The 13,250-nt window shown below is 33.4% G+C and carries 13 protein-coding genes; 8 read left to right on the forward strand and 5 right to left on the reverse strand.

The features are described 5' to 3' along the window. The first annotated feature begins 53 nt into the window (after window positions 1-53). The 8 genes from AC52CF_RS15355 to AC52CF_RS15390 all read left to right on the forward strand — a co-directional run bounded on the left by AC52CF_RS15355 (window position 54) and on the right by AC52CF_RS15390 (window position 5,908). Window positions 54-692: an ATPase gene (locus tag AC52CF_RS15355; protein WP_496517347.1), complete on the forward strand. Its 639-nt coding sequence runs from the start codon at window positions 54-56 to the stop codon at window positions 690-692. A 489-nt stretch (window positions 693-1,181) separates the two neighbouring features. Then, a complete protein-coding gene (locus AC52CF_RS15360; RefSeq protein WP_375181661.1) occupies window positions 1,182-1,850 on the forward strand; it encodes a hypothetical protein in 669 nt (222 codons plus the stop codon). Window positions 1,851-1,858: 8 nt separating this feature from the next. Continuing rightward, entirely contained in the window at window positions 1,859-2,260 is a 402-nt protein-coding gene (locus AC52CF_RS15365; protein WP_375181660.1) for a hypothetical protein, read from the forward strand. 23 nt (window positions 2,261-2,283) lie between these two features. Continuing rightward, a complete protein-coding gene (locus AC52CF_RS15370; RefSeq protein ID WP_375181659.1) occupies window positions 2,284-2,475 on the forward strand; it encodes a hypothetical protein in 192 nt (63 codons plus the stop codon). Window positions 2,476-2,533: 58 nt separating this feature from the next. Then, window positions 2,534-2,929: an immunity 22 family protein gene (locus AC52CF_RS15375; protein WP_375181658.1), complete on the forward strand. Its 396-nt coding sequence runs from the start codon at window positions 2,534-2,536 to the stop codon at window positions 2,927-2,929. A gap of 36 nt (window positions 2,930-2,965) precedes the next feature. Beyond that, window positions 2,966-3,700: a protein phosphatase 2C domain-containing protein gene (locus AC52CF_RS15380; protein ID WP_375181657.1), complete on the forward strand. Its 735-nt coding sequence runs from the start codon at window positions 2,966-2,968 to the stop codon at window positions 3,698-3,700. Window positions 3,701-3,795: 95 nt separating this feature from the next. Continuing rightward, window positions 3,796-4,434, forward strand: coding sequence for an FEKKY domain-containing protein (locus AC52CF_RS15385; protein WP_375181656.1), 639 nt, complete (start codon window positions 3,796-3,798; stop codon window positions 4,432-4,434). A 229-nt stretch (window positions 4,435-4,663) separates the two neighbouring features. Beyond that, complete coding sequence (locus AC52CF_RS15390; RefSeq protein WP_375181655.1) at window positions 4,664-5,908, forward strand: hypothetical protein; 1,245 nt, start codon at window positions 4,664-4,666, stop codon at window positions 5,906-5,908. A gap of 6 nt (window positions 5,909-5,914) precedes the next feature. Here the strand turns inward: AC52CF_RS15390 and AC52CF_RS15395 are convergent, their stop codons facing one another. From AC52CF_RS15395 to tssD, 5 genes are all read right to left on the reverse strand, one after another. Continuing rightward, on the reverse strand, window positions 5,915-6,550 hold the full coding sequence (locus AC52CF_RS15395) for a hypothetical protein (protein ID WP_496517348.1): 636 nt from the start codon (window positions 6,548-6,550) through the stop codon (window positions 5,915-5,917). Between the two features lie 252 nt (window positions 6,551-6,802). Then, window positions 6,803-7,780, reverse strand: a complete 978-nt coding sequence (locus AC52CF_RS15400; RefSeq protein WP_375181653.1) for a hypothetical protein — start codon at window positions 7,778-7,780, stop codon at window positions 6,803-6,805. Window positions 7,781-7,942: 162 nt separating this feature from the next. Beyond that, window positions 7,943-10,780 (reverse strand): DNA polymerase I, encoded by a 2,838-nt coding sequence (gene polA / locus AC52CF_RS15405; protein WP_496517349.1) that lies wholly within the window; start codon window positions 10,778-10,780, stop codon window positions 7,943-7,945. 1,146 nt (window positions 10,781-11,926) lie between these two features. Next, complete coding sequence (locus AC52CF_RS15410; RefSeq protein ID WP_214588820.1) at window positions 11,927-12,277, reverse strand: immunity 51 family protein; 351 nt, start codon at window positions 12,275-12,277, stop codon at window positions 11,927-11,929. Window positions 12,278-12,551: 274 nt separating this feature from the next. Continuing rightward, window positions 12,552-12,959: a type VI secretion system tube protein TssD gene (gene tssD / locus AC52CF_RS15415; RefSeq protein ID WP_084196398.1), complete on the reverse strand. Its 408-nt coding sequence runs from the start codon at window positions 12,957-12,959 to the stop codon at window positions 12,552-12,554. Window positions 12,960-13,250: the final 291 nt, after the last annotated feature.

A 13,250-nucleotide genomic window follows, 5' to 3' on the forward strand; every position in this document is an offset into this window, starting at 1 on the left:
ACTACATCCGAGGCTTTTTATTTACGAAAAAAATTAAATTTTTCTGATTTTTAATGCCTGAATTATATATTATAACCGGCTCTAACGGAGCAGGTAAATCATCACTTGGTCCTCATTATGTTCCTGCCTCTTTAAGTGATTCTATTTTTGACGGTGACAAATTATTAATGGTGAAGAAAAGTGAATTTTGGAAAAAAGGAATCCGATCATCAAAAGAATGTACAAAATTAGCTGCGGAAATTGTTGAAGATACTTTTGATAAGCTTGTAGAAACATCTTTAGCCAATAATTTAGATTTTGCTTATGAGGGGCATTTTACAAATCACGAAACCTGGTCGATCCCGCAAAAGTTTAAAAATGCAGGCTATAAAATCCATTTAATTTTTTTTGGACTTACCAACACCGATTTATCTGAACTGAGGGTACTTTACAGAACAAAAGAAGGAGGACATCATGTCGATCCTTTTACATTGGCTACCAATTTTTATGGTAATTTAGAGAAACTTGATATTTACTTTAAAATTTTCGATTCTGTTGAAATTTACGATACCTCCGGAATCGAACACATCCATCTGGCGGGCATTGAAAACGGAAATATTTCATCTTGTATAAGATTATCACAATTACCAGATTGGTTTGTAAAATATCTTCCCAATATTTCGCTATTAATCGAAAATAAAAGCTTTGAGTGATTTAATTTCTTTTAAATGAATAATATTTTTTTTCTGATTTTTATAATCGGACTCTGCTTATTTGCTATCGGAAAAACCATTTACTATTTTATTGAAAAAAAGAAAGTTCTTACAACCTGTAAAAATCCAGATTCTATCGAAATAAAAAATATAACCGGTACAATATTTACAGATGGCGGAAATAACAAAAGATTAGAATTATGTACTTTTAATCTTTTGATTAATGAAAATTCTATCTTTCTTTTCACACTAAGTTTGAGCTTCATGCCTTTACAGATTATCAATCTCTTATTTTCAAACAAAAACAGAAAAATACGCGACATTATATTCTTTTAAGAGAATACAAAATTGATGATGGAAAGGTTATTTTAGTCTATTATCCCGGTTACGTTCCTAGACTTAAGAAAATTACCTTCGAAAATCTTAATCCTGAACAGCTTTCCATTTTAGAAAAAACATTAGAAGGCAAAAGCCGCAGATTTTATTAATATGAAAATAGAACTTATACCTGTTATAGAAGTTTCAAATTACGATGAGGATCTGGAAATGCCTTCCGGTTCGTATTTAGAATTTCCGGATAAGTGGGAAAGATATAATATTTCTGCTAACGTAAAGGCGGGTTTTTCCGAAAGTTTTAGAGCTTATTTTAAAAGTTCCTTTTTTTACAGAATAACTGAAATTTCTGATGCAGATCTGTTGAAAATCATTCACAGAGAAATTGAAATTCAGCAGACTGAAGAAAATCGTGGAATTGATGATTTAGCATGTTCTATGGACGGTGGTTACATTTTAAAGATTAATGATGTTGACACCTATTTTCCACAATGTTGCGGAAGGCTTAAACACATTACTGAATGGGAAGATCTTGTTTCCGACGAAGGAAATTCTTGTTTTTATACAGGACATCCCTCTCCGAAAATTGAAATTCAGGAGGATACAATTATTTTCGATTTTTTACATTCGATGCCTCAGGAAAGTTACGCTTACCCTGTTTTGGAAGATCAGATTGAAGTAGATAAAGAATCATTAAAAACAGCGGTTGACAATGCAAAAAAAGAGCTTCAGTATTTTTCTCAACAGCTCATCAGAATTAATAAAAAAGAAAACTTAAATATTCCTGAAATTGATAAAATATTCATTTACGGAATTGATGATTAAAATATATTATGCCGGAAACTTTAATCTTTTTCACCGCTTTACTGGGAAATTCAAATTTCCATTATTTCCTCTTTTTCAGGAGGGAAAATAAGCAGCTGAAGCTGAAAATATATTTAACGGTACTTTTCATGATTACCATTCTGGCAAGTTTATACATCATTATTATTACTCCCGATTTCTTTGAATATAAAGGCTTGGAAAACTGCTTGTTTTTGGTGATGATTAACTTTGCTTTTCCCGGATATTTCTTAATGCTTTTCGGAATTAACAGCCTTTTGGAAAACATTCCGATTATTCGCGGCTATTTTACTTTCAATATTATATTTTGTATTTTATTTCTCAGTTCAACGATGTTATATTACTTTTTAATGACTTTGATTATGATGATTTTCACTTTAGATATTGTTTAAATTTACTTTCAGATAAAGAACCCATGACGACTCGCCTTTACATGATTGCTCCAGCTCTTGATAAAAAGTTTGTGAAATCGAAAGGAAAAGTATGGTTCGAAAACTATTTATACTCCGAAAAAGAAATTTTGCGTGATGAATTTCAGACACGTTACACCCAAATTCCCAAAAAAGATTCTGCCATTGCCAACGAAATACTTAAATTTCTGTTTTAAAAATTCGCAAATATTATTCTACCTTTGGCCTTTATTACGTTTAAAATTAGAAAAGCAAATGACTACAGACACATTAGACTTTTGGGTAGGAAATTTCAAAAGCGAGGAAGATTTTTATGAATTTGTGGAAGAAGATGAAAATTTTTATCTGGAAGAAGAATCTGATGAAAAATATATTTCAAAATTTGCAGAATCTCAGGACACCATCTGGCTGGATCACGATTTTGTAGAATACGGCTATGAAGACGGAAACAGAACCATTTACGAAAAATTTGCAGATTATTCTTTTGCAGAACAGTGGCTTCCGATTTTAATCAACAGGCTCAACGAACTGAATCTTGATTTTGATATTAATTCCATTATTTTCCTGAATAAACAGATTCCGAAACCCACTTCCGTAGAAACAGATTTTTTTTCTATGGTTTACATCGGAGGAATAGAATATTCTGCGTAAAACATTTAAAAACTTATAACCTTTTTCAAATTATTAATGAACATTTATTCTGCTCTTCAGATCGGAGATTACCACATTAATCATTGCGAAGATTTTCTCATCATAAAGAAAATAGGAAGCAATAAGATTCTGTGTGCTGTAATGGATGGATGTTCAACCGCTATGGAAAGTCAGTTTGCGTCCGCACTATTTGGGAAGATCCTGCGTAAAATATGCATTGAAAAAGGTTATAAAGAATTATATGAAACAGAGAAAAATTCTGATCCTGAAGAAGATTTAAAAGCTGTTTTAAAAGAGCTCTTCAAAGAAATTACAACCGTGAAAAATCATTTGATGCTTGATGAAAAAGAACTTCTTACGACATTGATTATTCTTCTTTACAACACCAAAAAAGACGAAGGAATTATCATATGTATCGGAGACGGTTTAGTGTGTATCAATGGAAAAACAACAGAATTTGAAAGAGACAACAAACCTGATTATCTGACCTATCATTTAAAAGAAGATTTCGAAGAATGGTACGGCAATCAGACTCAGAAAATACGATTCAGTAAGCTTGAAGATGTTTCTATCGCTACAGATGGAATTTCATCTTTCATCCCAATTAAAAAGACAGATCACAACGAAAAAATCAATCCGACAGACTATCTTCTCTATGATAAAAGCAATGTTGAATCTGAAGAAATGCTTTCCCAGAAATTAAAAAAGCTTGAACATCATTACGGAATGAAACCGAGTGATGATCTCGCCATTATAAGAATTATAAAGTAAATTTTATTTTCAATATAATAGATTAAGTTTTTGTTTTATCATGTTGATGAACAGAAATAATTTTCATTACATTTGCTTTATCATAACTTAATAAGATGATTTCTAAAAAGTTACTTCGCATCAATATAGCTGTTTTATTCCTGCTTATCGTTGTTTATACTTTAGGAAATTATCTTATTCTTTATCCGATGAAGTTTGATTTCCTGACCGTTATTTCGGAAAGTCAGCCTCATTATCTTCTTTTTATTATTGCTTTTTTTGTTCTTATTTCATGGTTAATAAGCCATGTCAGAATTAAGAATTTAAGTCCTAAAAACAGATTTCTTCTGGCTTTTACCATTTTGTGCGGAATAATGCTTTTATGGATAAGTTATTTTAATTTAAACACTTACTTCAATACCCGAAAAGTAATTACAAAAATTGAGAATGAATACATCCAACAGGCGAAAGAAGATATTAAAAATGATCAGGTTACTTTTAGATTTACCGGAGGATTTGAATTACCAAACAATGACCGAAAAATGGATGTAAAAATTGACAGCATTCAAAAAAAGTATGGAATCAAAAGTAAAAATACAGGTTGTACCATAGACGAAATTGATACTAAAGCTCAGGAAAAATATATCGAAACAGTAAAACCGTACTTAGAAAAAAGAAATGGAAAAGGCTGGGAAAGTAAAATGCAGAATGAAATCAACAAACTGAAATTAACCGAATTATCTACTCAAAAATAATTTTCATTAATAATTTAGTTTCTAAGAAAAAAATCGCTAAATTTAAAACAAACTAACAATCAGTTATTTAAATTGATTTTAATAACCTTAAAAACTATAAACATGAAATTATCTCAACATCAGTTATCTGAAAATTCAGGATAAATTACTTCTTTTTTTATCGTCATTCAGGATGGATTTTTAATTCATCTTTTCATCTAATTTTTACTTCTTTAAAAAACGCTCAGCCATGAAAATAGGAATCTATATATCCGGATTGGGAATTTCAAAAAGTAACTCGGTTGAAAATTATGCAGAACGGTTAAAAAATGAAATTAATTTCAATACAAATGGTTACCAGTACGAGACCAAAATCGAAAAAATCCATTACAGCAAAAGCAGGGAAAGCACTGTTGTAAGTATTGTTGAAAAAGAATCTCCCGAAAATCCCGTTTACAAATTTTACGATTTTAAGTACAACGAAATTCTCACCGAGGATTTCAAAGGAAGAACACTTATTTACAAAAGTCTCTGGCTTTTTGCATTGGTTATCAAGAAATTTCCATTAATTATCAAACGAATCTTTATTCCCCAAAATTATTCGAAGCCGGGACAGTTAATGTATGTATTTTCCATATTTTTGATTTTATCGCTTTCTTTGGTCCTGATGTTTCCCGCCGTTCTCGAAGCTACAGGTCAGTTTTTCTCAAAGGAAAGCGGAAAAATGACTGAACTCAGAAAACTGATTCCCATCGGAGATTTGAAATATATTTCAATGAAAGGAATTTTTATCGATCTTCCAAATAAACGCTATATTGGTATAGATTTTAACTGGTTTTCTAAACTGATTATTTTATTTACAGCGCTCTTGGTCTTGCTTGTTCCGAACGCCAATACCATTATCACAGATCTCGCCACCAATTTCGTCTGCGCCAACGATTATTTGCAGCACGGCTCAAAAAAACAGCTGATTCAGGGAAATTTAGAACATCTTGTAGATTATATTACGGAAAACGAGAAGGACTGTAAAATTCATTTTCATGCCTACAGTTTCGGAAGTGTTCTCGCATTGGACTATGTTTTTCCCTATGGCATAAAAGCCTCTAAAAATGCTTTAGAATACTGTGAATCCATTATCACTATCGGAACACCTTATGAATTTGTAAATTCTTATTATCCTGAATTTTACAACAATCGCCAAACCCAACCCGGAGATCAGATTCAGTGGTTGAATGTGTATTCTGCAGCCGATGCTTTAGGTTCCAACTTCAGAAAAGACGGAATTGCCGGAGACTCTGAAATCTCTTTCAAAGGAGCTTCCAATAAGCCGTATAATATCAATTACGAAGTTTATCCTATCGGAAAATTCAGCATTATTGATTTTATCATGCTCTACAGCATCAAAGTTCATGATATGTACTGGGACGAAAATACGGAAGGACAAAGTTGTCTGGGACTGGTTTATCAGGAGATGAAAGGGAAAGGTTTGATGTAAATTAAATTACTCAATAATTTCCCACTTATCATATTTGTATTCGTAGGTTTTTACTGTTTTTTTACTATTGATATACTGATAAACTTTTACCTGATGATCCGGCAGATTATAAAAACTAAATTGAATGTAATCCATCCCTGTATTTCCTGAGATTTCCAAAGAATCTTTACTATTTTTGGAATAGTAATAAAATTCTGCTCCGGTTTCTTTCACCCTACCTTTACTAAATTTTTTGAATTTTTCCGGATCTTCTTCATCAGTATAATAATACCCCTCATAAGAGCCAAAACCTCCACCAATTGAGCTGGGAATAATGAATTTATTCTTAAATTTCTTGCCTAAATATATCAGATCATCAGTTGTCCAATTTTGAAGATTATAAAACGGATCTTTCAAATTGTATTCTCTGATACACGTAGAATAATCTCCTATTACATCACATACAAGGTTAAAAATATTAAATCTGAAATTAATATATTTTCTGGTAAACTGTCGCTCATCCAAATCATCAATCAGCGTTCTAGTTAAAGAATTAAAATCCATTTCGGAAGCTTCACGCTTTAACTTATTATAAACAACTTTATCCTTTTTGTTTTGCTCAATACATTCTTTACTTGGTGAATAGCCACTGTAGTAAATCATTGTATCCCTTCTCATATTTTGTGAGAAGATAATGATAGGGAAAAGCAAAAATAAAAACTTCATCATATAAATTTGTTCACTTAAAATTATTAATAATTTTTCTTAGAAATGATCTTTTCAAACCGATCAATAAAAAAACTTCCATAAATATGAAAGTTTATCTTTTTAATATCTATTTTTTCAGACACTTCAATAAGCTCAAATGACATCACTAAAAATTGACAGCAATAAAAATAATAAGCCTCATTTCATCTATTTCCTGACCGGTTCATAAAAATAAGGCGGTCGCGCTCCCATTGGCGGAACCACAAAAGATCCTTTATTTGAAAAATAAGTAAAAAAACCGTTTTCTTTGTTTGATTTATCAGGATAAAAAATTAATTCTACAGATTTTATTTTATCAGAATCATTTTGAATTTCGCCAATCTCGAAATATTCAAATACAAAAGGATCATCCGGAAAATCATAATAAGTAATTTCCTTTTTATCAAAGTCGATATAAGCATTCTGATCTTTATCTCTGAATAATTTTTGGGTTCTAAAATAATTTTCGATATCACTTTTATTATTAAACGGAATAAATGCTGCCTTAGGATTTGCAAACAAATAATCACTAACCGATTCTGTACTTAAGCCAAGAAGCGTAAGTTTTTTTCCTTGAAGTCTAAAATAAAAATGATAAGTCCCCCCCTGATTTTTTGAAATTCCTATCGCAGAAAAATTACAGGATGTTTCAAGTTTTCTGTTTTCTTTAAAAAATGATTCTGAATGTGATGTATATATATTATCAAAATCTCTTAAGGAAAAATCACCTTTATTTTGTTTAACGAAAAATCCTGTTTTAGAAAATTCAAAATCGCCTAAATACATGGGAGAATCTGTAAAATCTACATTTTCAAAAACATCCTGATTAAACCAGTCAATTTCATCTTCTAAAGTAGAATTTATTCTCAGAATAGGATATGGACCGTCATGATAAAAAAGCATCATTCCTAAATCAGCATCAATGTATTTATCGATATTTTCAGCTTTATGAGAATTAAAATCTTTAATAAAGCTTGTAAAAACAATAAGAGAATCTTCTTTTACATTTTCTTTTGTTTCCTTAGTAATTTTTTTCACTTCGAAGTCATTTTCTTTATGTTCTTTTTCACGTAAATTAAAAAAGAAAACAGCAGAAATTACAATAATAAAAGATGCAATAAGAATATATAGTTTTGTTTTTTTCACGGTTTGAGTTTTTTCTAAGCCTTACATTTGAAACTAATTGTTTGAGAAAAATGCTTCAACACACTCAACACGACATCTCTAATACTTACCACCTTATTTTAGCGGCTCATTCGTAGCGATGTCCTGCTGAGCCTGCCGAAGCATCTCAGAATTTTTTATTTTTTAATGCGCTTCCAGCCAGTTATTCCCTACTCCAACTTCAACCAATAGCGGAACCTGCGTTTCAACGGCGTTTTCCATTTCCATTTTAATGATGTTTTTGGCAACTTCCACCTCATCAATCGGGGCTTCAAAAATTAATTCGTCATGCACCTGAAGCAGCATTTTTGTCTGCAGCTTTTCCTTTTCCAGTTCTTTCTGAATTTTAATCATTGCCATTTTTACCACATCTGCTGCGCTTCCCTGAACAGGAGCATTCACCGCATTTCGTTCCGCGTGACCACGAACCACAAAGTTATTGGAATTGATGTCTTTTAAATGACGTTTTCTGCCTAAAAGTGTTTCCACATAACCGACTTCACGGGCTTTTCTTACCTGTTCCGCCATGTATTCTTTCAGTTTCGGATAGGTTTCAAAATAGGCTTCGATCATTTGCTTGGCTTCCGTTCTCGAAAGTCCGGTCTGCTCTGCCAATGCAAAAGCGCCCTGTCCGTAGATGATTCCGAAGTTTACGGTTTTTGCCTGACTTCTCTGTGTTTTGGAAACTTCTTCCAACGGAATATTGAACAGTTTTGCCGCCGTAGAAGCGTGAATATCTTCCCCGTTCTGGAATGCTTTAATCATATTGCCTTCCCCGGAAATTTCGGCAATCAGACGCAATTCGATCTGGGAATAATCGGCAGAAATAATTCTCTTTCCTTCTGCAGAAACAAACGCGCCACGAATTTGCTGACCTCTAAGAGTTCGGATCGGAATATTCTGTAAATTCGGGTTTACACTCGCCAGACGACCTGTTGCAGCCGTAGTTTGTGAAAAATTGGTATGAACACGGTTGTCTGTTTTTTCAATCTGTGACGGTAATGCATCAACGTAAGTCGATTTTAATTTCTGATAGGTTCTGTATTCCAGAATATGTTTGATGATTTCGTGTTTTGAAGACAATTTTTGAAGCACATCTTCCGAAGTTGCGTACTGTCCGGTTTTTGTCTTTTTCGCTTTCGGATCAAGCTGCATTTTTTCAAATAAAATTTCACCCAGCTGTTTTGGAGAATTCATATTAAATTCTTCTTCTGAAATCTCAAATATTTTGGATTCGAGTTGTCTTAGATCATTCTCAAGATCAATACTTTCCTGAGCCAGCCATTTTTCGTCAAGAGAAATTCCCTCCAGTTCCATTTTTGCCAAAACTTCCATCAAAGGCATTTCTATACTGAAGAATAAGTCTTCTAAATTTTCTTTTTTAAGCTGCGGCGCAAACAATTCGTACAACTGGAAAGTTACATCTGCATCTTCTGCAGCGTAATCGGTCTGCGTTCTGAGATCCGCATCACGGAAACTGCCCTGTTTTTTTCCTTTTTTACCGATGATGGTTTCGATGGAAACAGGTTTGTAATTTAAGTACACTTCCGAAAGATAATCCATCCCGTGTCTTCCGTCCGGATTTAAAAGGTAATGCGCAATCATGGTATCAAACATGGCTCCTTTTACCGTAATATCGTATCTTTTAAGAATTTTATAATCGAATTTTAAGTTGTGCGCTACTTTTACCAGATCTTCTTTTTCGAAAAACGGTCTGAAAATTTCCAAAGTCTGCAAGACTTCTCCCTGATCTTCGGATAAAGGAACATAATACGCCAAACCTTTTTTATAGGAAAAACTCATTCCGACCAATTCGGCTTCCAGTTCATTAAGAGAGGTGGTTTCGGTATCGAAGCAGACTACTTTTTGTTTTAATAAATTATTGACTAAAATTTTCTGTGCTTTCGGATTATCCACAAACTGATAAAGGTGATCATTCTGCTCAATCGTCGATTTTGTGGATGTTGCCTGATCGAGATCTTCATAAGTGGCAAAAAGATCCAACTGTCCGACTGCCTGTGCAACTTTTTGCTGAGGAGTCGTTTCTGTAACCGTTACTTCCACTTCTGTAACTACATTTGGCGCTGCAGCCGGAGCAAAAGCTCGGTAAAGATTTTCGTATAATCTCCGGAATTCTATTTCTTCAAAAACTTCTTTTACTTTATCGAAATCAGGCGTTTCCAGATCGTACTGTTCCTGATGAAATTCTACAGGAGCATCGCAGATAATGGTCGCTAATTTTTTGGATAAAATTCCTCTTTCGGCTGAAGCTTCCACTTTTTCTTTCAGCTTTCCTTTAAGCTGATCTGTATTGGCTAAAAGATTTTCAATACTTCCGAATTCTTTCAGGAATTTCATGGCTGTTTTTTCACCAACGCCTTCCAGTCCGGGAATATTGTCGACTGCATCTCCCATCATCGCAAGAAAGTCGATTACCTGTTTCGGATCTTCGATTTCGTATTTGGCTTTGACTTCTTCAACGCCTAAAATTTCAATATCGCCACCTTTAAGTCCCGGTTTATAAATTTTGATTTTATCGGTTACAAGCTGTGCAAAGTCTTTATCCGGCGTTACCATGAATGTGACGTAGCCTTCTTTTTCTGCTTTGCAGGCAATGGTTCCGATTACATCATCTGCTTCATATCCCGGAACTCCCAAAATGGGAATGTGCATTGCCTCTAAAATCCTGTGAATGTATGGAATCGCATTTTTAATGGCTTCAGGCGTTTCGCTTCGGTTCGCTTTATAATCTGAGAAGTCTTCGGTTCTTACACTTGCCTCTCCTACATCAAAAACCACTGCCAAATGGGTTGGTTTTTCTCTTCTGATCAGTTCAATTAAAGAATTCGTAAATCCGAAGATGGCAGAAGTGTCCAGACCTTTGCTTGTAAGCCTCGGATTTCTGATCAATGCGTAATATCCTCTGAAAATCATCGCATAAGCATCGATGAGAAATAACCTTTTATCTTGTGTTGCGTCCATATTTTCCATAAGGAACAAAGATAAGAAATTACTTTTCTTTTTTCTTTGTCTTGATGACAAGCAGACCGAATTTGTTTCAGATATTTTCTTTTGTCCTGAAACAAAAGAAACAAAAATTCAAGACTGGAAACTGAATGCTAAAAATGAATCCTATTCTCTAAAAATTCTAAAACTCGCGCGAATGGCGCATTGGTTTTTCGGTTTAAAATTCTGTCGCGCTCAGACAGTAGAATTTTTTTTAACGTTCATCTGATTCATTTTCTTAACGCTTCAGCTTCCGAAGTCGATTTTCAGGCAATATGAGCTGTCATTCTGACGAAGGAAGAATCTAAGCGCCTTTTATTATAACATTTTCTTTGTCTTGAAACAAAAGAAACAAAAATTCAAGACCGGGAAGCTGAATGCTAAAAATAAATCCTATTCTCTAAAAATTCTAAAACTCGCGCGAATGTACATTGGTTCTTCGGTTTAAAATTCTGTCGCGCTCAGACAGTAGAATTTTTTTAACGTTCATAGGATTCATTTTCTTAACGCTTCAGCTTCCGAAGTCGATTTTTTCAAGCAATAGGAGCTGTCATTCTGGCGAAGGAAGAATGTAAATGTTGAATTCTATTTTAAATATTTTTCTTTTGTCTTGAAACAAAAGAAGCAAAAATTCAAGACCGGGAAGCTGAATGCTAAAAATAAATCCTATGCTCTAAAAATTCTAAAACTCGCGCGAATGATAAATTGGTTCTTCGATTCGAAATTCTGTCGCGCTCAAACAGTAGAATTTTTTAAACGTTCATATGATTGATTTTATTAACTCTTCATCTTCCAAAGTCGATTTTTAAACAATATGAGCTGTCATTCTGGCGAAGGAAGAATCTAAGTTAAAGATTCTTCATTTCATAATGCTTCGCAAAATTCCAATCAGAATGACAAATGAGTACTAATCTTGCTGAAAATTTCAACGGTCTATAGTTCCTAGCCTCGATTGCAGCATTTGTCTGAGCTCATTTACAAATTTTCGGCTGCGGCGGCTTTGCCGCCGCAGCCGAAAATTTGTAAATAGCGAGTGCGGAAAGCGAGAAACAGCTCCTGAAAATATTTTTTCAAATAAAAAAGACCTCAAATTTGAGATCTTTTTGAATATTTGGAAATATTTTAGTCAATTTCGGCTTTTGAAAAGAGATCCTGAATCAGCATTTCGTCTTCACAGGCTTTTTTGAATTCGGAAATAAATTCTTTCAGGCTTTCCGGATTATTGGAATAAGCACAGAACATATCGGCTTCGGGATCAAACTTAATATCTTCTGAAAGGTTCGGTTTTTTCTCTTCCACAAAAACTTTTGCCAGCGAGGTCCAGTCGTAACCGTTTCCTTCGAAACCTTCGTCTTTTCTCCATTCGAAAATTTCGGGTTTGTAAGTTCCTGCGTTTAAACATACTGAATACGTTTTTTCTGAGGATACCCAAAAAAAGGGCTTAATAGCAGTCTCAAAATTGTAGGCTTCCATAATGTTTTTTTATTAAAATTAATAGAATATTAAAGATAATAAATTTATGAGCTCATCCATTTTTTATAACATTTATTAACGTTTGTCCGTTATTTTAAGCTTAAAAAACACACCGTTTCTCACATTTCCGGAAAAAGCCTCCCTGTTAAAAATTTAGTTTTCCGGTCTCCAAAAAGATGAAATAGTTGACAAAAAAAACAGAATAGCTGCTCTTTTAAGCCATGCTATTCTGTAACCAATTTTATTTTTACTAAGATGATTGTTGTGTTTTGTATTATTTAGCTCCCGGCCATAAACCTTCATACTTGGAATTTCCGTAGTCGATGGTTTCTGCGCTTATAACAAAGCTGATCAGCATACTGTTTTCATCCACTGCATCGAAATCCACTTCATGCTGGATAACATATCCGTTTTCCCACCCCAGTGTAATTAAAGTACCTTCTTCGTGAGATTTGTTGAAGGTGATTTCGCCGGTTGTCGGTTTGTATTTTCCGTTAAGTAAGCTTTCAAGGATGTCGGATTTTTCTGTAGCTTCCACAGTAACTTTAATCAGTGCATTGGAAGGATCTGATGCTACTCTTCCGGAAACGTCTGTAGATCTTGAAACGCTGTAGTTCAGTTTTAATAATTTTTGTCCTTCGCCGCCGTTGAATTTTAAAATTCCTCTTGAATTTGCTGCCATGATTCGTAAATTTTAATCGTTAATATTTTGTGATTTGGTTGATTTGGTTGATTTGGTATTCCAAAGATAGAACACCTTTTCTGAACCCGAAAGGAATCGAATATGAATCTGAATTTTTGTAGTAATTCTACGACTTCATGTAGTAATTCTACGATTAAAGAAATATCTCCAAATTCAAATTACTATAAATCAATCATTTAAACAACAAATTAATTTAAAATAATATAAAATTTACACACCAAAAAGAGAAATATTAAGATTTAATTAAGATCATTTTAGCTTTTGTTAACG

Source organism: Chryseobacterium sp. 2P (genome assembly GCF_059579425.1).